Annotated in this window: 20 protein-coding genes; 13 read left to right on the top strand and 7 right to left on the bottom strand. The window is 68.2% G+C overall.

Features of this window, described 5'->3' with window-relative positions:
- The first annotated feature begins 61 nt into the window (after nucleotides 1-61).
- The 10 genes from N5C88_RS30590 (at nucleotide 62) to N5C88_RS30545 (ending at nucleotide 12,162) form a co-directional block, all read left to right on the top strand.
- Complete coding sequence (locus tag N5C88_RS30590; protein WP_059374017.1) at nucleotides 62-733, top strand: response regulator transcription factor; 672 nt, start codon at nucleotides 62-64, stop codon at nucleotides 731-733.
- The gene (locus N5C88_RS30585; protein WP_059374018.1) at nucleotides 720-3,206 is read left to right on the top strand and encodes an extracellular solute-binding protein; all 2,487 of its coding nucleotides are present in this window, start codon (nucleotides 720-722) and stop codon (nucleotides 3,204-3,206) included. The genes N5C88_RS30590 and N5C88_RS30585 overlap by 14 nt, the downstream gene beginning before the upstream one ends.
- A gap of 153 nt (nucleotides 3,207-3,359) precedes the next feature.
- Nucleotides 3,360-4,457, top strand: a complete 1,098-nt coding sequence (locus N5C88_RS30580) for an ABC transporter substrate-binding protein (RefSeq protein ID WP_059374019.1) — start codon at nucleotides 3,360-3,362, stop codon at nucleotides 4,455-4,457.
- Nucleotides 4,458-4,601: 144 nt separating this feature from the next.
- A complete protein-coding gene (locus N5C88_RS30575) occupies nucleotides 4,602-6,374 on the top strand; it encodes an iron ABC transporter permease (protein WP_118935096.1) in 1,773 nt (590 codons plus the stop codon).
- Nucleotides 6,367-7,455 (top strand): ABC transporter ATP-binding protein, encoded by a 1,089-nt coding sequence (locus N5C88_RS30570; RefSeq protein WP_280016855.1) that lies wholly within the window; start codon nucleotides 6,367-6,369, stop codon nucleotides 7,453-7,455. The genes N5C88_RS30575 and N5C88_RS30570 overlap by 8 nt, the downstream gene beginning before the upstream one ends.
- Before the next feature lie 130 nt (nucleotides 7,456-7,585).
- Nucleotides 7,586-8,485: a TonB family protein gene (locus N5C88_RS30565; RefSeq protein ID WP_280016856.1), complete on the top strand. Its 900-nt coding sequence runs from the start codon at nucleotides 7,586-7,588 to the stop codon at nucleotides 8,483-8,485.
- Nucleotides 8,482-9,345 carry a shikimate dehydrogenase gene (aroE, locus tag N5C88_RS30560; protein ID WP_059374022.1) on the top strand — a complete coding sequence of 288 codons (864 nt, stop codon included), beginning with the start codon at nucleotides 8,482-8,484 and terminating at the stop codon, nucleotides 9,343-9,345. Before N5C88_RS30565 ends, aroE begins: the two co-directional genes overlap by 4 nt.
- 5 nt (nucleotides 9,346-9,350) lie before the next feature.
- Nucleotides 9,351-10,073, top strand: a complete 723-nt coding sequence (gene mtgA / locus N5C88_RS30555; RefSeq protein ID WP_054458994.1) for a monofunctional biosynthetic peptidoglycan transglycosylase — start codon at nucleotides 9,351-9,353, stop codon at nucleotides 10,071-10,073.
- Between the two features lie 80 nt (nucleotides 10,074-10,153).
- Nucleotides 10,154-11,332 (top strand): LPS export ABC transporter permease LptG, encoded by a 1,179-nt coding sequence (gene lptG / locus N5C88_RS30550; protein WP_059374023.1) that lies wholly within the window; start codon nucleotides 10,154-10,156, stop codon nucleotides 11,330-11,332.
- Nucleotides 11,329-12,162, top strand: coding sequence for a symmetrical bis(5'-nucleosyl)-tetraphosphatase (locus N5C88_RS30545; protein ID WP_059374024.1), 834 nt, complete (start codon nucleotides 11,329-11,331; stop codon nucleotides 12,160-12,162). The genes lptG and N5C88_RS30545 overlap by 4 nt, the downstream gene beginning before the upstream one ends.
- An 897-nt stretch (nucleotides 12,163-13,059) precedes the next feature.
- Here N5C88_RS30545 and N5C88_RS30540 read toward each other — a convergent pair.
- From N5C88_RS30540 to N5C88_RS30515, 6 genes are all read right to left on the bottom strand, one after another.
- On the bottom strand, nucleotides 13,060-13,800 hold the full coding sequence (locus N5C88_RS30540; protein ID WP_059377587.1) for a lysophospholipid acyltransferase family protein: 741 nt from the start codon (nucleotides 13,798-13,800) through the stop codon (nucleotides 13,060-13,062).
- Nucleotides 13,797-15,086 carry a dihydroorotase gene (locus N5C88_RS30535; protein ID WP_280016854.1) on the bottom strand — a complete coding sequence of 430 codons (1,290 nt, stop codon included), beginning with the start codon at nucleotides 15,084-15,086 and terminating at the stop codon, nucleotides 13,797-13,799. Before N5C88_RS30535 ends, N5C88_RS30540 begins: the two co-directional genes overlap by 4 nt.
- Nucleotides 15,083-16,015 carry an aspartate carbamoyltransferase gene (locus tag N5C88_RS30530; RefSeq protein ID WP_187774076.1) on the bottom strand — a complete coding sequence of 311 codons (933 nt, stop codon included), beginning with the start codon at nucleotides 16,013-16,015 and terminating at the stop codon, nucleotides 15,083-15,085. Before N5C88_RS30530 ends, N5C88_RS30535 begins: the two co-directional genes overlap by 4 nt.
- A 21-nt stretch (nucleotides 16,016-16,036) precedes the next feature.
- Nucleotides 16,037-16,438: a Holliday junction resolvase RuvX gene (gene ruvX, locus N5C88_RS30525; RefSeq protein WP_059377673.1), complete on the bottom strand. Its 402-nt coding sequence runs from the start codon at nucleotides 16,436-16,438 to the stop codon at nucleotides 16,037-16,039.
- The gene (locus N5C88_RS30520) at nucleotides 16,431-17,018 is read right to left on the bottom strand and encodes a YqgE/AlgH family protein (RefSeq protein WP_088138214.1); all 588 of its coding nucleotides are present in this window, start codon (nucleotides 17,016-17,018) and stop codon (nucleotides 16,431-16,433) included. Before N5C88_RS30520 ends, ruvX begins: the two co-directional genes overlap by 8 nt.
- 153 nt (nucleotides 17,019-17,171) lie before the next feature.
- On the bottom strand, nucleotides 17,172-17,336 hold the full coding sequence (locus N5C88_RS30515; RefSeq protein WP_003814980.1) for a rubredoxin: 165 nt from the start codon (nucleotides 17,334-17,336) through the stop codon (nucleotides 17,172-17,174).
- 155 nt (nucleotides 17,337-17,491) lie between these two features.
- On the opposite strand from N5C88_RS30515, the gene N5C88_RS30510 reads away from it, so the two are divergent.
- Genes N5C88_RS30510 through hemL form a run of 3 tightly spaced genes read left to right on the top strand, consistent with a single transcriptional unit; the run spans nucleotide 17,492 to nucleotide 20,246 of the window.
- On the top strand, nucleotides 17,492-18,301 hold the full coding sequence (locus N5C88_RS30510) for a bifunctional hydroxymethylpyrimidine kinase/phosphomethylpyrimidine kinase (RefSeq protein WP_118933643.1): 810 nt from the start codon (nucleotides 17,492-17,494) through the stop codon (nucleotides 18,299-18,301).
- A complete protein-coding gene (gene thiE, locus N5C88_RS30505; protein WP_118933642.1) occupies nucleotides 18,298-18,963 on the top strand; it encodes a thiamine phosphate synthase in 666 nt (221 codons plus the stop codon). The genes N5C88_RS30510 and thiE overlap by 4 nt, the downstream gene beginning before the upstream one ends.
- A gap of 5 nt (nucleotides 18,964-18,968) precedes the next feature.
- Nucleotides 18,969-20,246, top strand: a complete 1,278-nt coding sequence (hemL, locus tag N5C88_RS30500; protein WP_059377579.1) for a glutamate-1-semialdehyde 2,1-aminomutase — start codon at nucleotides 18,969-18,971, stop codon at nucleotides 20,244-20,246.
- A gap of 34 nt (nucleotides 20,247-20,280) precedes the next feature.
- Here hemL and N5C88_RS30495 read toward each other — a convergent pair.
- Nucleotides 20,281-20,925: lytic transglycosylase domain-containing protein (locus N5C88_RS30495; protein ID WP_280016853.1), on the bottom strand; the 645-nt coding region annotated here is incomplete at its 5' end.

Genomic DNA, 20,925 nt, shown 5'->3' with positions numbered 1-20,925 from the left:
ACAGAACCTCCACAGCCCTATAAACTCCCCCCGAAAGCAACAAAAGACACGGAGGCAACACATGCGCATTTTGCTGGTCGAGGACAATCTCGATCTCGGCGATGCCGTGGAAAGCAAGCTGCGTTTTGCCGGCCATAGCGTGCAATGGGTGCGCGACGGCGTGGCGGCGCTGCGTTGGGGCCTGGACGAGACCTGGGATGCCCTGGTGCTGGACATCAATCTGCCCGGCAAAGATGGTTTCACCGTCATCCGCGAACTGCGCGCCGCCGGGCTGGAAGCCCCCGTGCTGGTCATGACCGCGCGCGCCGAAATCGAAGACAAGATCGACATGCTGGACCTGGGCGCCGACGACTATCTGGTCAAGCCCTTCGATCTGCGCGAACTTGAAGCCCGGCTGCGGGCGCTGATGCGCCGCCCCGCTGGCCAGACCAGCAGCGTCACCGTCTACGGCAACCTCAGCCTGGACCTTGCCAACCGCAATGTCAGCGTGGCCGGCGCGCCGCTGGAGCTGGGGCGGCGTGAATTCCGGCTGCTGGAGATCCTGCTAGGCAAGCTGGGCCAGACCGTCGCCAAGGAACGGCTGATGAACCAGCTCTTCGACCTGGACGACGGCACCCTCAATGCGCTGGAGCTGCTGATATCGCGGCTGCGCAAGAAGCTGACGGGCGCCTCGATCGATATCGTCACCGTGCGCGGCGTCGGCTATCAGGCCCGCAGCCATGAAGAACCCTGAGAACTTTTCCATCCGCCGCCGCGTCTTGGCGCTGGGGGTGCTGCTGCTGGCCTGCGCGCTGATCGGGCTGGTGTTCTTCCTGCGCGGCTACGCGCAGCGCGCGGCGGAACAGGCTTTCGACCGGCTGCTGGCGGCCTCGGCGCTGACCATTGCCGGCTCGGTGCAGATCGAAGACAACAACGTCACCGTCGAACCGCCGGTGTCCTCGCTGGCCATGCTGTCCGGCGGCGAGCGGGTGTTCTACGAAGCCCGCACCTCGAACGGCCGCCTCATCACCGGCTATGACGACCTGGCGCCCGGCATGCCCCTGGCGCAGTCGGCCACGCCGGTGTTCGCCTATCTGCGCTATCACGACGAACCTGTCCGCGTCGCCACCGTGGGCCGGCTGGTGTCCGCCAGCCAACATGCCGGCTGGGTCACGGTGCGCGTGGCCGAGACGCTGGGGTCGCGCGAAGCGCTGGCCGACGAGATCCTGGGACGTACCGCGCTGCCGCTGGTGGTGGTGTCCCTGGTGGCGCTGGGCCTGCTGTGGTTCGGCGTGCAGCGGGCCTTCGCGCCGCTGGCGGTGGTGGAGCGCGAGTTGCGCAGCCGCGCACCCGACGACCTGGCGCCGCTGGTGACGCCCGTGCCGCGCGAAGTGCGGCGGCTGGTCGAAGCGCTGAACGCCTTCATGCAGCGCCTGTCCGGCGTCATGGGTACGCTCAACACCCTGGTGGCGGACGCCGCCCACCAGGTCCGTACGCCGCTGGCCTCGCTGCGCGCTCAAGCCGAAGTCGCCCTGGAGGAAACCGATCAGCAAAGGCTGCACGCGCGCCTCGAACGCATCCATCTGAACGCCACCCATGCCAGCCAGTTGATCAACCAGCTGCTGATGGACGCCACCATCACGCACCGCCTGGGCAAGGGATCGCGCACGCTGGTGGGCGTAGCCGAGACCGTCAACGAAACGCGCCGCCGCATCGGTCCGCTGGAAACGCAGCGGCTGCGCATCGAGATCGCGCCCGAGGTCCGCCGCGCCCGCATCGCCGGCGACCGCGTCGCCTTGCGCGAGATGCTGCGCAACCTGGTGGACAACGCCCTGCGCTATGCGCCCGACGGCCCCGTGGACATCCAGGCCACGCCCGTGGCGGGCTTTCGCGTTGCGCTCACCGTGTCGGACCGCGGGCCGGGCGTGGCCGACGACGAAAAGGACGCCGTGCAGCAGCGTTTCACCCGCGGCCGCGCCGGCGAAACACAGCCTGGGTCGGGGCTGGGGCTGTCCATCGTGCGCTCGGTGGCTGCCGCCCACGGCGGTTCGCTCTGGCTGCAAGACCGTCCGGGCGGCGGCCTGACGGCGCGCGTGATCCTGCCGCTGGCGCGTTCCGCGCCGGGACGCGCGGCAGCCGCCTGCCTGGGCGCGTTGTGCATGGCAGGCCTGCTGCTGGCCTCGGCCCCCGCCGAGGTACGCGCCGCCGACATCGCGGCAATCGTCACCCGCTACCCCGCGCCGCAGCCCACGTCCCGCGTCCTGACCATCGCCGGCCCCACGGATACGCCGGTGGTCGCGCCGCTGATCCAGGGCTTCCAGTCGCAACGGCCGGACGTCACCGTGGTGTACCGCGAGATGGGCAGCCGCGAACTCTACGAAGCCGCCATCGCCGGGCAGTTGAAGGATGTGGACGTGCTGATGAGTTCGGCCTCGGACCTGCAGATCCGGCTGGCCAACGACGGCTATGCGATGAGCTATTCCTCGCCCTATGCCGCCAAGCTGCCCTCCTGGGCCATCTGGCGCCACGAGGTCTACGGTTTCACCTTCGAGCCGGCCGTCATCGTCTACAACCCCAAGCGCTATACCGAAGCCACCGTGCCGCGCTCGCGCCAGGACCTGCTGCGCCTGCTGGAACGCGACGCCGCGAAGCTGCGCGGCCGCATCGGCACCTATGACATCGCGACCAGCAGCGTGGGCTATCTGCTGGCCGAACAGGACGAGCTGGTGTCGTCGAACTTCTGGGGGCTGGCCAACGCCATGGGCCAGGCTGGCGTGCGCCTGTCGGCCACCAGCGCCGAGATCCTGGACGCCATCGAGAGCGACCAGATCGACATCGGCTACAACATCCTCGGCTCCTACGCGCTGTCGCGACAGGCGGCGGGCGCGCCCATCGGCGTGGTCTTTCCGCAGGACTACGTGCTGGTGCTGGCGCGCTCGGTGCTGATCGCGCGCACCGCGCCCAGCCCGGAACTGGGTCGCGCGCTGGTGGACTGGCTGCTGTCTCCGGCCGGCCAGCAGGTGGCGTCCAGCCATGCCGCGCTGGGTTCCATCATGGAGGACACCCCCGGGCGCTGGACCTCCGAAGCGGTGCTGGCGCGCTCCCAGGGCATCGTGCAGCCAGTGGTGCTGAGCCCGGCCCTGCTGGTCGGCCTGGACCAGCGCCGCCATTCGCGCTTCGTGCAGAACTGGATCCGGCTGGTGACGGACACGCCCGCGCGGCCGTAACGTTTTTGGGCGCGCCGCGCCCACCCCGCCCAGGGATTTCCCCTAGTCGCGTCCCGCCGCCATGACAGGACGACGACAGACGCCGGCTCCTAAGATGCCCGCAAGCTGGACACGGATCCCGCTCCAACCACAAGACTCATCGGAGACACACCCATGCTTGCCAAGTCCCAACTGGCGGCCGCCTGCGCCGCTGCATTCGCCCTTGCCGCCGGCAGCGCCTTTGCGCAGCAAGTGCCGGCCGGCTATCCGGCCGACTACCAGAAGATCCTGGACGGCGCCAAGAAGGAAGGCAAGGTCGTCATCTATTCGACCACCGACACCAAGGCCGCCGGCCCCGTCATCAAGGGCTTCGAAGCGCTGTACCCGGGCATCAAGGTCGAATACAACGACATGAACAGCACCGAGCTCTACAACCGCTACATCAGCGAGCAGGCGGCTGGCGGCACCAGCGGCGACGTCGTCTGGAGCTCGTCGATGGACTCGGCCCTGAAGCTGGCCAGCGACTACGCCCTGCAATACAAGTCGCCGGAAGTCGGCAAGCTGCCGGCCTGGGCGGTGTGGAAGGATTCGGCCTACGGCACCACCTATGAACCGGCCGTGTTCATCTACAACAAGCGCCTGATCCCCGCCGCCGAGGTGCCCACCACGCACGGCGCCCTGGCCAAGCTGATCGCCAGCCAGCCGGACAAGTTCAAGAACAAGGTCACCACCTACGACATCGAGAAGTCGGCCGTGGGCTTCATGCTGGCGGTGCAGGACAAGGTCAACGACCCCAAGTACTTCGAGACGCTCAAGGGCATCGCCGCAGGCGGCCTGATCGTGCAATCGTCCACCGGCACCATGATGGAACGCGTGTCCTCCGGCGAAAACCTGATCGGCTACAACATCCTGGGTTCCTACGCCGAAACGCGCGCCAAGAGCGACCCGTCGCTGGGCGTGGCCTACCCGACCGACTACGCGCTGGTTCTGTCGCGCGTGGCCTTCATCAGCAAGAAGGCCAAGAACCGCAATGCCGCCAAGCTGTGGATGGACTACCTGCTGTCGCAGAAGGGCCAGACCATCCTGGCGAACCAGGCCGACCTGGCCTCCGTGCGCGACGACATCGAAGGCGACAACGACGTCGACGGCATGACCAAGAAGCTGGGCGCCTCGCTCAAGCCGATCCCGGTCAACGAAACGCTGCTGGACTACCTGGAGCAGAACAAGCGCCTGCAGTTCATCAAGGACTGGCGCGCCGCGGCAGGCAAGTAATGCCGCGCAGCCCGGAGCCACGGTTCCGGGCCGCCTCGCGCGCAGAGGACGGCGGCGCGCCGCCGTCCGCCTGACCGCCGCCGGGGCGGTCGCCCCCGACCCGGCCGCGCGACCTCCGCGCCATTCAAGAACACAGGATTCCCCATGCAGTCATTGCGCTCGAAATGGCAGTCCCTGCCCCGCGGCGTGGTGGTGCTGATCACGGCTTTGGCCATCTATGTGCCGCTGTCGTTCATCATCATCCAGAGCTTTCTGTCCGCGCCCTTTTTCTCGCCGTCCAAGGTCTTCAGCCTGGACGCGTTCCGCTTCATCTTTGCGGATCCCGATTTCTACAAAGCCCTGAAAAGCGGCTTCATCCTGGCCTTCGGCCTGGCCGTCATCGCCATCCCGCTGGGCGGCATGCTGGCCTTCCTGATGATACGCACGGACCTGCCCGGCCGCCGCTGGATCGAGCCGCTGATCCTGGTGCCGGTGTTCGTGTCGCCCATGGTGCTGGGCTTCGGCTACGTGGTGGCGGCGGGTCCGGTGGGCTTTTTCTCGACCTGGGCGCAAAACATCCTGGGCTTCGTGCCCTGGAACGTCTATTCGCTGACCAGCATCGTCATCATCGCCGGCCTGACCCACGTGCCGCACGCCTACCTGTACATCTCGTCGGCGCTGCGCAGCATGGGTTCCGACGTCGAGGAAGCCGCGCGCGTGTCCGGCGCCTCGCCGCTGCGCGTGATGGTGTCGGTCAGCCTGCCCATGGTGCGCCCGGCCATGCTGTACGCCACCGTGCTGCTGTTCTTCCTGGGCCTGGAAGTATTCGGCCTGGTGCTGGTGCTGGGCGATCCGGAAGGCAACCTGGTGCTGGCGACGTATCTGTACAAGCTCACCAACAAGCTGGGCATCCCGTCCTATCACCTGATGGCCGCCGTGGCCGTGGTGCTGATCTGCATGACGATTCCGCTGGTGATGCTGCAGCGCCGCCTGATGCGCACCGCCAACCGCTTCGTCACGGTCAAGGGCAAGGCCTCGCGCGCCCGCGCCCTGCCGCTGGGCAAGTGGCGCTGGGTGGCCGGCGCAGTGGTGGCGTTCTGGCTGCTGGTGACCATCGTGGTGCCGCTGTTGGGCGTGCTGCTGCGTGCGTTCGTGTCCAACTGGGGCATGGGCGTGTCGCTGCTGGACGTGCTGTCGCTGGACGCGTTCCGCACCGTGTTCTCGCAGCCCAACCTGATGCGCGCCATCGTCAACTCGGTGGCCATCGGCGTGTTCGGCGGCGCGCTGGCCGTGTTCTGCTACATGTTCGTGGGCCTGGCCATGCACCGCAAGCCGGACAACGTCACCCGCTTCATGGACTACAGCGTGCTGGTGCCGCGCGCGGTGCCGGGCCTCCTGGCCGGCCTGGCGTTCCTGTGGGTGTTTCTGTTCGTGCCGATGTGGCTGGACAACGCCCTGGACGAAGGCGGCTGGCTGTCGGCCCTGCCCTTCGCGGAATGGCTGCGCGAGAACTTCATCGAATGGCTGCGCGCCATGCGCAGCACCATCTTCAGCGTGTGGCTGGCCTACACGGTGGTGTGGATGGCCTATGGCCTGCGGCTGATTTCCTCGACCTTGCTGCAAGTGGGTCCGGAACTGGAAGAAGCCGCCCGCAGCGCCGGCGCGCGCCGCGGCCAAGTCACCCGCCACGTCACGGTGCCGCTGGCCAAGTACGGCCTGATCGGTTCCTGGCTGCTGATGTTCCTGATCTTCGAGCGCGAGTACTCCACCGGCGTCTATCTGCTGTCGCCCGGCACCGAAACCATCGGCTCCATGCTGGTGTCGCTGTGGGCCTCGGGCGCCATCGACATCGTGGCCGCGCTTTCCTTCATCAATATCGTTCTGGTCGTGATCGGCCTGGGCGTCGCCCTGCGATTCGGAGTCAAACTTCATGATTGAGCTTTCTGTAGAAGACCTGCACCTGGATTACGGCGACAACCCGGTGCTCAAGGGCGTGTCGATGCAGCTGCGCCAAGGCGAAGTGGTGTCGCTGCTGGGCCCCTCGGGCAGCGGCAAGACCACGCTGCTGCGCGCCGTGGCCGGCCTGGAAGGTCCCAAGCGCGGCCGCATCACCATCGGCGAACGCGTCGTCTACGACGGCGCGGCGAAGAAGGAGATCCCGGCCGAGGAGCGCAACCTGGGCTTGGTGTTCCAGTCCTACGCGCTGTGGCCGCATAAGACCGTGTTCGAGAACGTGGCCTACCCGCTCAAGCTGCGCAAGGTGCCCGGCACCGAGGTGCGCGAACGCGTGCAGGCCGTGCTGGACCAGCTGGGCCTGGGCAAGCTGGGCCAGCGCCATCCACACGCCCTGTCCGGCGGCCAGCAGCAGCGCGTGGCCATCGGCCGGGCGCTGGTGTACAGCCCGCCGGTCATCCTGCTGGACGAACCGCTGTCCAACCTGGACGCCAAGCTGCGCGAGGAGGCCCGCGCCTTCCTGCGCGAGCTGATCATCCGGCTGGGCCTGTCGGCCTTGATGGTGACGCATGACCAGAGCGAAGCCATGGCGATTTCGGACCGCATCCTGCTGCTGAACAACGGCAAGATCGAACAACAGGGCACGCCGCAGGAGATGTACGGTTCCCCGTCCACCCTGTTCACCGCCGAATTCATGGGCAGCAACAACCGGCTGGACGGCAAGGTCACCGAGGTTCGCGACGGCCAGGCCCGCATCGAAGGGCGCGGCTGGTCGCTGTGGGGCAAGGCCAGCCCGGGGGTGGCCCAGGGCCAGGACGGCACCGCCGTCATCCGGGTGGAGCAAGTGCGGCTGGCGGACGACCCCGACGGCAACCACGTGGACATGCCGCTGCTGACCAGCATGTATCTGGGCGACCGCTGGGAGTACCTGTTCCGCACCCCCGACGCCGACCCGGCCCATACCCTGGCCCTGCGCGCCTATGGCCCCGAAGGCCGCGAGCCCGGCCCCTGCCGGCTGTCGCTGCCGGCCAGCAAGGTCTGGGTCTTCCCCCGCGCGGCCGCCTGAAGCGCCGTCCGGATTCCGCCCCGGGGGCTATTGCAGACCCGGGGCCAGGGCTTACGCACGTCAGGCCTAGGCTTTCCGTGTGAACCGCCACGGGCGCCCGGCGGACCTGGACTCGCTCTACAATGCGCAGGTGCAACGCCTCGCTGATTCCCCCTCCTCGCTGAGCCGTTACCTGCGGTGGCTGGGCGCACCCGCCCAGCATTACCTGCGCATCGGCATCGCGATATCGCTGTTGGTGCACGCCGGCGCCCTGGCGTGGCGCTTCGGCGCGCCCGCGCTCTCGCGCCCGCCAGTCACCAGCCTGGAAGTCGTGCTGCTCAATGCCCGCAGCGAAACGCCGCCGGAAACGCCGCGCGCGCAGGCCCAGAACCAGATGACTGGCGGCGGCAACGCCGAGCGCGGCATGTCCACCACCCCGCTGCCCCGCACCGGCGAATCGGCCGAAACCATCGTGCTGGAGGCCATGCGGCGCCGCCAGGTGCAATTGGAAGCCGAACAGACCCGCCTGATGACCCAGCTGCGCGCCGCCGACAAGGCAGGCGCCGAGCGCCAGGCCGTCAACCCCTGGCCCGACGGCGCCGACCTCGGCCGCGACGCCGAGGACCAGGCCAGCGTCATCCAGAGCGCCCAGGTGGCCGCGCTGGCGGCGCGGGTCCAGCAATACAGCGCCGAACCGCGCAAGCAATTCGTGGCGCCTTCCGCCGAGGCCTCGCGCTACGCCGCCTACCTGGACGCCTGGCGCACCCGCATCGAAACGGTCGGCACCCAGCATTACCCGGACGAGGCCCGCGGCCGCATCTACGGATCCCTGCGCATCACGGTGTCGGTGCGCGCCGACGGCAGCATCGCCAATGTCGAGATCGACCAGCCCTCGCCGCATGCCGTGCTGAACCAGGCGGCCCGCCGCATCGTCCAGCTGGCCGCTCCCTTCCCGCCGTTCCCGCCCGATATCGCGCGCGACACGGACGTGCTGGTCATCACCCGCACCTGGCATTTCGTCAACGACACCCTGGAAACACAAGCCCCATGACCGAGGCGCCCCCTCTCGCCAGATACGCCGTCATCGGCAACCCCATCGCGCACAGCCGCTCACCCCAGATCCACGCCATGTTTGCCGAGCAGACCGGCAAGCCGCTGCGCTACGAGCGCCTGCTGGCCCCGGTGGACGGCTTTGCCGAGGCGGTCGCCGCCTTCGTCGCCGAGGGCGGGCTGGGCCTGAACGTAACGGTGCCCTTCAAGCTGGACGCCTACACCCTGGCCGCCGGCCGCCTGTCCAGCCGCGCCCGCCTGGCCGGCGCGGTCAACACCCTGTCCTGGCGCGACGGCGCCTGGCATGGCTGCAATACCGACGGCGTGGGCCTGGTGTCGGACCTGCTGCGCCTGGGCGTGCGCCTCACCGGGGCGTCCGTGCTGCTGGTCGGCGCGGGCGGCGCAGCGCGCGGCGTGCTGCAGCCGCTGGCCGAGGCCGGCTGCGCCCGCATCCACATCGTCAACCGCACCGCATCCAAGGCGGAAGAACTGGCTGCCTCCTGGCACGAGAGCGGCGTGTCGCCGCAGACGGCTGTCACGGGCGGCAGCCTGGCGGACGCCGCCCTGGCTGGCGGCTGGAACCTGGTCATCAACGCCACCGCCAGCGGCCTGCAGAACGCCGCCCCGGACCTGCCCCCGGGCCTCTACGCGCCCGGCGCCGCCGCCTACGACATGATGTACGGCGCCCAGCCCACCGCCTTCATGCAGCAGGCCCAAGCCGACGGCGCCGCCCTCACGGCCGACGGCCTGGGCATGCTGGTGGGCCAGGCGGCCGAAAGCTTCTACATCTGGCATGGCGTGCGTCCCGACCCTGCCCCGGTGCTGGCCGCGCTGCGCGAGGCCCTCAAGGCCGGGCAATAGACCGCATGGCGACGCGCAAGGGCCGCTCCTGGTTCCGGATCATCAGTGGCGCGCTGATGGCGCTGGTGTGCCTGGTGCTGCTCTACCAGTTCTGGCTGTTCGCCCAGGTGGTTTGGTACAACTATCGCCCCCCGGGCAGCAGCGCGATCATGCGCGAGGAACGCTCCCGCCTGAGCGACGGCAACCCCGATTTCGAGCTGAAGTACGAATGGGTGCCCTACGACAAGATCAACCGCAACCTCAAACGCGCGGTGGTGGCATCCGAGGACTCCAACTTCACCGAGCACGACGGCGTAGAGTGGGACGCCATCCGCAAGGCCTGGGAATACAACCAGAAGCAGCAGGAAGCCGGCCGCAGCAAGATGCGCGGCGGCTCCACCATCACCCAGCAGCTGGCCAAGAACCTGTTTCTGTCCAGTTCCCGCAGCTATATCCGCAAGGGCCAGGAACTCGTCCTGACCTACATGATCGAACACGTCATGAGCAAGGAGCGGATCCTGGAGCTGTATCTGAACGTGGCCGAATGGGGCGAAGGCGTATTCGGCGCCCAGGCTGCCGCCAAGCACTATTTCAATACTTCCGCCGCCAACCTCGGGGCCAGCCAGTCGGCCCGGCTGGCGGCCATGCTGCCCAACCCGCGCTTCTATGACGCCCACCGCAATACCCGGTACCTGAACTCCCGGGTCGGCGTCCTGACGCGGCGAATGCAGATGGTCGACATTCCCTGACACGGATCCGGCGCTCCGGCCCCCACCCTCGGCGGCGGGATTTGTTAAGCTTTCGGGTTTAGGCGTTCCTCCATTTCTTCATGCGTACCGCACGTCGCTACCTGGCCCGCGAGATCTATCGCTCTTGCGCAGTGGTCCTTATGGCCCTGCTGGGCCTTTTCACGTTCTTCGCGCTGGTGGACGATCTGGACAACGTCGGCGACAAGTTCTCCATGATGGCCCTGCTGTACATGCAGGCGCTGGCGATCCCGACCCGTCTCTACGACCTGCTTCCCATCGGCCTGCTGATCGGCGCCATTCTGGCGCTGGCGGGCCTGGCCCAGCGCAACGAACTGGTCATCCTGCGGGTGTCCGGCGTCAGCGGCATGAAGCTGCTGCGCATGCTCTGGATCGTCACGATTCCGCTGATGATAGGCGCGGCCCTGCTGTCCGAGTACGTCACGCCCTGGGCCGAAATCAAATCCGGCGAGGCCAACCTGCTGTTCCGCGGCAAGGCCGGCGGCGACCGCCTCAAGAGCGGCTACTGGTTCAAGGAACCCACCGCCGACGGCGGCACCCGCATCATCAACATCGGCGAACTCAAGGGCGACGGCCAGGTCAGCTCCGTCACCCTCTACGAGTTCAAGAAAGACCTGACGCTGTCCGCCCTGTCCACCGCGCCGACCGGCCTGTTCACCCGCGGCGATCTGCTGCTCAAGGACGTCACCGAAACCCGGCTGGACGACGAAGCCGCAGACGCGCTGGCCAACGCGCGTCCGCCCAAGCACCCGCCCGCCACCGTGGTCAAGGTCCCCGAGCGCAATATCGACACCACCCTCAGCGCCGAACGCCTGCTGGCCCGCGTGCTGACGCCTGAACGCATGTCCATCGCCACGCTGCTGGACTATGTGGATTATTTGCGCAACAACCAGCTGCAATATGGTCGACAGGTCGTCGCCTTGTGGCGCAAACTGGCGTATCCGTTCACCCTGCTGGTCATGATCACCATTGCCGCTCCGATCGGCCTGATGCAAACGCGCCGCGGCGGCGTAGGCGCCAAGGTCTTCATCGGCATCCTGCTCGGCGTGGGCTTCTTCATGCTGAACCAGCTGGCCCTGAACGTGGGCATGCTGGGCAAATGGCCAGCCTGGCTGACCGCCCTGGGTCCGAACATCGGCGCCATGATCGTGGCGTTGGGCGCCATGAGCTACATGGAGTACCGCCACACCATCACGCGGATCGTGCAACAACGTTGGCCTTGGAGCAAAAGTCCCGCATGAACGGCAGTATCTGGATGATCGGCGACGTGCAGGGCTGCTGCTCGCCGCTGGATCGCTTGCTGTCCCATCCCGAACTGGTCGGCGACCCCCAGTCGCGCTTCTGGTTCGCCGGAGATCTGGTCAACCGCGGCCCCGAGTCGCTGGAAACCCTGCGCCGCATCATCGACCTGGGCGACCGCGCGACCTCGGTGCTGGGCAACCATGACCTGCACCTGCTGGCCACGGCCGCGGGGGTGCGCAAGCCGTCCAAATCGGACACGCTCGAGGGCATCCTGCGCGCGCCGGACGCGGCCGACCTGATCAATTGGCTGCGCTTTCGCCCGCTGGCCCACTTCGAACAGAACCACCTGCTGGTCCACGCCGGCACGCTGGCCAAATGGGACGTGGCCAAGACGCTGGCGCTGGCTGGCGAAGTCCAGGACGCCCTGCGCGGACCGAACTGGCAGAAGGCGCTGCAAAAGATGTATGGCAACGAGCCTGCCACGTGGAAAGAAGACCACAAGGGCGGCAAGCGCATGCGGGTCATCATCAACGCGCTGACGCGCATCCGCCTGTGCACGCCCAACGGTCACATGGAATTCGCCACCAAGGTGACGCCGGGCGCCTGGCCTACCGGCCTGGTGCCCTGGTTCGACGTGCCCAACCGCGCCACGCGGAATGTCACGACGGTGTTCGGCCATTGGTCGACGCTGGGGCTATTGCAACGGCCGGACGTGATCTGCCTGGATACGGGGTGCGTTTGGGGCGGGTCGCTGACGGCTTTGCGGTTGCAGGATCGGAGGCTGGTGCAGGTCAAGTGTTCGCAGTTTCAGGATCCGTTGTCTGAGTAGGTTTGAGGCTTTCTCGGTCGCACTGGATGCTTCCGTAGGCGGTTCTCAGTCGCACTGGATGCTTCGTAGGCCGTTCCCAGTCACACGGGATGCTTCGTAGGCCGCCCGTCGGCGCGGACGCCTGAGTGGCGGGCGCCCACGATTGCGGTCCGGAGCCTTCGCTCCGGACTTCCCCTTCGTCATCTTCGTCCAGGCCTGCGGCCTTCCCTTCAGATTCCCTCGGGCGCATCGAGGTTGCCCGCCACTCAGGCGCCCGCACCGACGGGCTACTTGAATCTTGGTTTGGTGCACCGCTGGAGCCGTGGTCGGGGACGAATCCTGAGCTGCCCGTCATTCTCGGCCGCGCGGGCGGCCGAGAATGACATACGTGATTCCTTGAATTTCAATTGTGTTCGCTTGCGCGAATGCGGTGAGCCGTTGACTAATGGTCGCCAGCTCATGGGGGATGGGCGGTGATGGGTGGCGCGCGATGGCGAACCGCTTGCGCATGCCGACCGTCACGCGCGCCACCCATCCGGCACTGGGGTTGAAATGACGATTGTTGGCCTACCGACGCACTTCGGCGCCCTACGCACCACAATTCACCAACCACCTGCGCGCAGCGTCATCACGCGACGCAAGACACCGCGTAAGCCCCAAAAGGCCGCCCGCGCGGCCGGCCTGGGGCGGGCCCCGCAAGACACGCCCCCAACCACTGCTCTAGCGGCGCAACAAGCCAAGACGCACGTAGTCCGTCGGCGCGGGCGGCGTGGCGGCTCGCAACCTCGATGCGCCCGAGGGAATCTGAAGGGAAGGCCGAAGGCCTGGACGAAGATGACGACGGGGCAGTCCGGAGCGAACGCTCCGGACCGCAATCGTGGGCGCGAGCCGCCAACCTACGAAGCGCTCTAGCCTTAGCTACAGCACACTCAAAATCGCATCCCGGGCCTGATGCGAAAGCTCCAGCCGCGTAGGCAGGCTCCCGTCCGGGTGCCGCGCCGCCAACGGCGGCAGGAACACCACTTCGACGGCCAAACCCGTCACGCCCAGCACCCGCCAGAGATTCGCGACCAAGGACTCCTCTCCCACGAACGCCGCATAGCCGCTGCGCTTGCCGTGCTGCAGGAAGCGCAAGGCCACCGGTTGGATCTCGACGGCGGCCGAACGTGCCGGTTCGAACAGGCTGGCATGGAAGGGCAATAGCTCGAAGCCCTCGCTGGTCGTGCCTTCGGGAAACAATCCCACCGCATCGCCCTGCTTGAAGCGGGCATGCATGGATTCACCCATGGCGTGCACCGCATGCCGCTGGCCGCGTTCGATGAAGAGCGTGCCGGCGCCGGCCACCAGCCAACCGATGATCGGCCAGCTGCGGATTTCGCTCTTGGCGACGAAGGAGGTGGCGCGCGCCGAATTCAACACGAAGATGTCGATCCAGGACACGTGATTGGCCACCAGCAGCACCGGACCGGTCAGGCGCGGCTCGCCCTTGAGGACGACCCGCAGACCACAGAAGGCCATCAGGCAGCGCGACCAGCGGCGATTCAGCCAGGCCCGTGCTTTGGGGCCGATCAGGGGATACACCAGGCCCACGCACAAGAGGCCGAAGAGAATCCAGGGCACCACGAGGAACAGCCTAAGAACAAAGCGCAGCAGCTTCAAACCGGAGTCTCCCAGGCCAGGCTGCCACCTACCACGGTGGCGCGGACGCGGCCGGGCAGCATCATACCCGCGAACGGGGTATGGCCGCTGCGGCTTTGCAGCGCGCCGGGCATCACCAGCCATTCGGCTTCCAGGTCGGCCAGGCACAGGTCTGCTGGCGCTCCCACGCCCAGATGGCCCGCGGCTGCGGCCAGTGGCGCAACGCTGGCCAGCACCGCGGCGGGGCCGCAAGTGACGCGCGCCAGCGCTTCGGCCAGGGGCCGGCGGTGATCGCGCGCCCACTTCAGGGCCAGGGACAGCAGCAGCTCCAGCCCGGTAGCGCCGGGCTCGGCCAAGGGGAACGGCACGGCTTTGGCGGCGTCGTCGATCGGATTGTGATCGGAGCACAGCGCATCGACCGTGCCGTCGGCCAATGCGGCCAGGATCGCGTCGCGGTCGCGCTGGCCGCGCAGCGGCGGGTTCAGGCGGAAGTCCGTGTTGAAGAAGCCGATGTCGACGTCGGTCAGGTGCAGGTTGTGGACGGACACATCGGCCGTGACCGGCAAGCCCTCGCGCCGGGCGGCGCGCAGCAGTTCCAGTCCGGCGGCCGAGGACAGCCGCGTCAGGTGCACGCGCGCGCCGGTGACGCGCTGCAATTCGAAAATGGTGTGCAGCGCCACGGTTTCCGCCTGCGGCGGCAGCCCTTCGAGGCCCAGGCGCTCGGCGTAGGCGCCGCTTGCAGCCACGGCGCCGCGCGCGAGCCACGGATCCTGCGGACGCAGCCACAGCGCCAGGCCCATGCCGCCGGCATAGCGCATCGCGCCCCACAGCACGCGCGTATCGGCGATGCCCTGCTCGCCCTGCGTATAGGCCAGGCAGCCGGCCTGCGCCAGCAGGCCCATCTCGGCCAGCGTTTCGCCGGCCAGTCCCACCGTCATCGCGCCCAACGGATGGACCCGGCATTGCCCGGCCTCGGCGTGGCGCATCAGGGCCTCGGCCTTGCCGGGCTCGTCCAGCGGCGCGCCGGGATCCGGCGGCAGCACCAGCCGGGTGACGCCGCCAGCAAGCGCCGCGCGCAGTTCGGCGGCGGCGAAGGCCGCCGCGCCCGGTTGCGTAACGCGCGCGGACAGATCGATCAGGCCCGGCAGCACCGCCAGCCCGCTTGCGTCCAGGGAGCGATCCGCTTGAAAACCGTCGGGCGCGCGGCCCACGGCGACGACGTGGCCGTCGGCGATGTAGAGATCGTGCCGTCCGTCCACCGCATTGGCGGGATCGATCAGCCGGCCATTGCCGATATGCAGCCTCACGATGCGTCTCCGGTCAGCAATTCCATGGCGGCCAGGCGCAAATGCTGTTCGATATCCGCCAGCCGCGCCTCGATGGGCGCCAGGCTGGCCGACACATCGCCGTCGACCTCGATGCCGGGCGTCAGCGCGCCCGCCGGCAGCAACAGAGCATCGGTGCGGGCCGCGGCCAGGGCCTCCGGCGTCAGGCCGTAGGCCTGCGCGTATTCGCGGGCGGAAGGCAGTTGCGCGCCGCTGATCCCTTCCACATGCAAGGGCAGCGCGATGACCACGTCCGCATCCTGCAAGCCTTCGCGCAGCGTGGCGCAGGCGCGCACGCCGAGCTGCGGCAGTCCGTCAGGCAACAGGGTGCGCGGCGCGGCGGCGCGGACTTCGGGCACGCCCAGCGTGGTCATGGCATGGATGACGGAACGCGCCACGCGCGAGTGGCGGATGTCGCCCACCAGCGTCACGGCCAGATTGGTCAGGTCCTGCCGCGCGTCGAGCATGGCTTGCACCAGCGCCAGCGCGGGCAAGGGATCGGCGTGGCTACCGTCGCCCGCGTTAAGGATGCGCAGGCCTGGCGCCGCGTGCGCGGCCGCGCAATGCGCCGCGCCGCTGGCGCCATGGCGCAGCACCAGCAGGCCCGGGGCCAAGCGCGCGACGGTTGCGGCCAGCGCGTCGCCGGCCTGCGGATCCAGGGCCACCGCAGACAGCGACAAGCGCTGCGCAGCGGCGGTGTAGGCGTCGCGGTCCTGCGCGGACTCGTCGGGCAGGCACAGGAATACCGGCATCGCGGGCGATGGGCAGGCCGGCGCCGCCCCCGCGGCATCGCCGCGCGCCGCCCAGGCGCGCGCCGCGTCCAGCAGCCGTTCGACATGCCGGCGGGGCAGCCCTTCGGTGGTCAACAGGTGTATCAGTTCGCCGCGGCGATCGAGTTGCGGATTGAGCATAGGCAGTCCGGACCGCGCGCCTCAGGACGCAGGCAGAGTGTCCAGGTATCGTTGCAGGATAACGGCAGCCGCCATCGCGTCGTCGGCGGCATGGGTGCCGAGCAGGCGCTGCGCCTCCATGCTGGAGCCGCGTTCGTCGACCAGTTCGACGGCCAGGCCGAAGCGGCCGTGCAGTTGGTTGGCGAAGCGGCGGCAGCGCGCGGTGGCGGGCTGTTCGCCGCCGTCGGCGTCCAGCGCCAGCCCCACCACGACGCGGTGGGGCTGCCACTCCTGCAGCAGCGCCGCGATGCGGCCGAAGCGCGCCTCGCGGACTTCGCTGAAGATGATTTCCAGCGGACGCGCCTGGCGCGTCAGCGTATTGCCGATGGCGATGCCGATCTTCTTCTCGCCAAAATCGAAGGCAAGCAGGGTCTCTTCAGGCATGTCCGGCATCGCCCGCCAGCATCACCGGATCGATGCCCAGCAGCTTCAGCGCGGCCGGATAGCGTTCCTCGGGGGGCACGTCGAAAATGATGCTGTCGTCGGCGCCCACGCTGAGCCAGGCGTTCTGCGCCATCTCGCTTTCGAGTTGGCCCGCGCCCCAGCCGGCGTAGCCCAGCGTGACCAGCATGCGGGCCGGCCCCTTGCCGTCGGCCACGGCCTGCAGCACGTCGCGCGAGGTGGTCAGCGCCATGTCGCCCAGCTTGATGCTGGAGCTGTAGTCGCCGGCCGGCGCATGCAGCACGAAACCGCGGTCGGTCTGCACCGGACCGCCAAAGAAGACCAGGGTGTCCTTCACGGGACCGATTTCGAGCGTCAGGTCGATGCGCTCGAACAGGGTGCCCAGCGTCAGGTCGGTGGGCCGGTTGATGACCAGGCCCAGCGCGCCACGTTCGGTATGTTCGCAGACATAGATGACCGAACCCGCCAGGCTGCCTTCAACCATGCCGGGCATGGCGATCAGGAATTGGTTGGCGAAATTGGCTGCCTGCGTCGCGGCGTCTTCGTGATGTTTTTCCGTCATGGCAACCCCTACATGGGTAATCTGAAAGAACCGTGGGGAGGCCGCGCGTACCCAGCAATCATCATGCCTGGCGGCAGGTCCGGCCCACGGTTGCGAAGGATGGGGCGTAGCCCCATCTTACGAGCCTTGGCGGAATATGTCGGCGCTGTGGCCTCAGATTTCCATCAATTCGAAGTCCTCTTTGCGGGCGCCGCATTCAGGACAGACCCAGTTTGGGGGCACGTCTTCCCAGCGGGTGCCGGGCGCAATGCCTTCGTCGGGCAGGCCGGCCTCTTCGTCATAGACCCAGCCGCAAATCAAACACATCCAAGTACGCATAGTTCTCTCTTACATCAATCCAGGCCCTTGCCCGGCATCAGGGCAAAGGTAAGGGGCTTCCATTAGAATGGGGACAATCTTACCGAAACCCAATAGGGGTTCCCCTGATTCACCGCAAATGAGTCCGGGCGCCCCTCCACTCTAACGCTGTCCAAGTGGCCCCCGTTACTCCCCCTCTCGTTTTGGTCTTCGGTCCGCTCGATCCCTCGGGCTCCGACGGCTTGCCGGCAGACGCCGTCACTTGCGCCAGCCTGGGTTGCCATGGTCTGGCGGCCGTGACCGCGCTGACCGTGCGGGATACCGCCGGCATCGAAGAAATCCATCCCGTCACGCCTGACCTGCTGGACGACCAGGCGCGCTGCCTGCTCGAAGACATGTCCGTGCAGGCCATCAAGGTGGGCGGACTATACACCGCCGAAACCGCCAGCGTCGCGGCGCAGATCGCCGCCGATTACAGCCAGGTGCCGCTGGTCCTGCATCTGGGCCAGCGCGCCCAGCCGCCGGCCGACGCCGCCGACGAGGACGATGCCGACGACCTGCTGGCCGCCACCCTGGAGCTGGTGCTGCCGCAGACGGACCTGCTGATCATCGAGCACCTGCGCCTGGCGCAGTGGCACGCCGACGGTGACATTGATATCGGGGACGCACCGACGCCCATGCACGCCCTGCTGGCGGCGGGCGCGGAATGGGTCCTGGTCCTGGGCAGCCCGCAGCGGCCCGGCCACTACGCCAACATGCTGCTGGGACCCAACGGCCAGACCTCCATCCTGCCATGGCATGCGCCCCCGGACCGCAACGGCGACGCCGGCGGCGTGGCCGCCGCTGCCATTGCGGCCATGCTGGCTCGCGGCCTGGAAATGCCGGAAGCCGTGCGCCAGGGACTGGCGCACGCCGACGCCGCAGTCGCCGCCAGCTTCCTGCCGGGCATGGGCCGGCGCATTCCCAACCGGATTCCCTCCCAATGAAAGCGCTGCGCTTCCCCACTGGCCTCTATGGCGTCACCCCCGAATGGGACGATACCGAGCGCCTGCTGCTGGCGGTGCGCCAGGCCGCCGCGGGCGGCATGCGCTCGCTGCAGCTGCGCCGCAAGAACGTGCCCGACGCCGTGCGCGCCGCCCAGGCCCGCGCGCTGGCGCCGCTGTGCCGCGAACTGGGCGTGGTCTTCCTGATCAATGACGACTGGCGCCTGGCGCTGGAAGTGGGTGCCGACGGCGCGCACGTCGGCCGCGAGGACGAAAGCCTGGCGCGCATCCGCGCCGAGGCCGGCCCCGACCTGATCCTGGGCGGCTCCAGCTACGACGACCTGGGCCGCGCGCGGGAACTGCTGGCCGCGGGCGCCGACTACATCGCCTTCGGCGCCATGTTTGCCTCCACCGTCAAACCCGATACCGTGCGCGCGCCGCTTTCGGTCCTGACCGAAGCGCGCCGCCTGACGGACAACTGCGATGCGCCCCGGCCCGCGGTCGTCGCCATCGGCGGCATCACGCCCGACAACGCGCCGCTGGTGGCGCAGGCCGGGGCCGACTCCATCGCCGTCATCACCGCGCTATTCGAGGCGCCCAGCATCCGCGCCGCCGCGGCCGCATGCTCCGCGCCTTACTCCGACAACCCCAACCGCAAGCCTTGAACGCCATGTCCAGTAACGCTCAGCTTTTCGAACGCGCCTGCCGCAGCATCCCCGGCGGCGTCAACTCGCCCGTGCGCGCCTTCCGCTCCGTGGGCGGCACGCCGCGCTTCATCAAGCGCGCGCAAGGCCCGTATGTGTGGGACGCGGAAGACAAGCAGTACATCGACTACGTCGGTTCCTGGGGCCCCGCCATCCTCGGCCACTCGCATCCTGAAGTAGTGCGCGCGGTGCAGGAAGCCGCAGTCAACGGCCTGTCCTTCGGCGCCCCCACCGAAGCGGAAATCGAGCTGGCCGAAGTGCTGATCTCGCGCCTGCCTTCGCTGGAGCAGGTGCGCCTGGTCAGCTCGGGCACGGAAGCGACCATGACGGCCATCCGCCTGGCCCGCGGCGCCACCGGCCGCGCCAAGATCGTGAAATTCGAAGGCTGCTACCACGGCCATTCGGACAGCCTGCTGGTCAAGGCCGGCTCCGGCCTGCTGACCTTCGGCAACCCCAGCTCGGCTGGCGTGCCGCCGGAATTCGTCTCGCACACGCTGACCCTGGAATACAACAACCTGGACGCCGTGCGCGAGGCTTTCGCCCAGCATGGCGCCGACATCGCCTGCATCATCGTCGAGCCGGTCGCCGGCAACATGAACCTGATCAAGCCGGCCCCGGGCTTCCTGGAAGGCCTGCGCGAAGTCTGCACGCAGCACGGCGCGCTGCTGATCTTCGACGAAGTCATGACCGGCTTCCGCGTCGGCCCGCAAGGCGTGCAGGGGCTTACCGGCGTCAAGCCCGACATCACCACGCTGGCCAAGGTGATCGGCGGCGGCATGCCGGTGGGCGCCTTCGGCGGCAGCGCCGAGATCATGAAGAACATCGCCCCGCTGGGCGGCGTCTACCAGGCCGGCACGCTGTCGGGCAACCCGGTGGCCGTGGCCGCGGGCCTGGCCACGATGCGCCTGATCGCCGCTCCGGGCTTCTACGACAAGCTCGCAGCCCAGACCGCCAAGCTGGCCCAGGGCCTGCAGGAACGCGCCCGAGCCGCCGGCCTGGCCTTTTCGGCCGACTCGGTGGGCGGCATGTTCGGCATCTACTTCAGCGATAAGGTCCCGACCTCGTTCGCTGAAGTCTCGGCCTGCGACACCGCGGCGTTCAATCGCTTTTTCCACGCCATGCTGGACCACGGCGTGCATTTCGCGCCGTCCGCCTTCGAAGCGGGCTTCGTCTCGGCCACGCACGATGATGCGGTGATCAAGTCCACCCTGGACATCGCCGAAAAGGTCTTCGCGTCCATGTAACGACGCCGGGGAGCCGGCCTGCGGCCGCTCCCCTTCAAGGCGCCTTGTAGTGCTCGTACAAGGCGGTCACATCCCGCACGTACGCCTGGGTTTCCGCATAGGGCGGCACGGCGTCGTATTTGCGCACCGCTCCTTCCCCCGCGTTATAGGCCGCCAGCGCCAGATCCAGGCGGCCGGGATACTGGTCGATCAGCCGGCGCAGATGGCGCGACCCCGCGTTCACATTGGTCGCCGGATCCACCAGCGCCGTCTCCACGTCCGTCACCGACAACAACGGCGCCGCGGTGGCGGGCATCAGCTGCATCAAGCCCAGCGCCCCCTTGGGGGAGCGGGCGTCGCTGCGAAAGCCCGATTCGATCGCGATCACGGCAGTCAGCAAGGCCTGATCCACGCCCGACTCCCGGGCTGCCCGGGCAATCAGCCCGTCATGCGCCTGCGGTACCTTCAGGTCTCCCCAGCGCTGCGCGCGCGACGCGGAGGCCAGCGTCACCAGGCGTGCGCCATCGCCGGACTTGGGCTCGCATTCCAGGCAGACCTTCATGCCGCTGCCGCGCCAGGCCGTCCTGGCCTGCGCCCGCTTGTAATACTTGGCGTAGCCCGTGGGCACCTTCATGGAACGCCACACGCCGTAGGGATCCTTGTAGCGGTAGATGTCGGCCGCCTGGGCGGAGCCGGCGGG

The organism is Achromobacter sp. GD03932 (assembly GCF_029839485.1).
GTDB lineage: Bacteria > Pseudomonadota > Gammaproteobacteria > Burkholderiales > Burkholderiaceae_B > Achromobacter > Achromobacter bronchisepticus_A.
The sequence above is the reverse complement of the archived record's forward strand: the minus strand, read 5'-3'. Positions and strand labels throughout refer to the sequence as shown.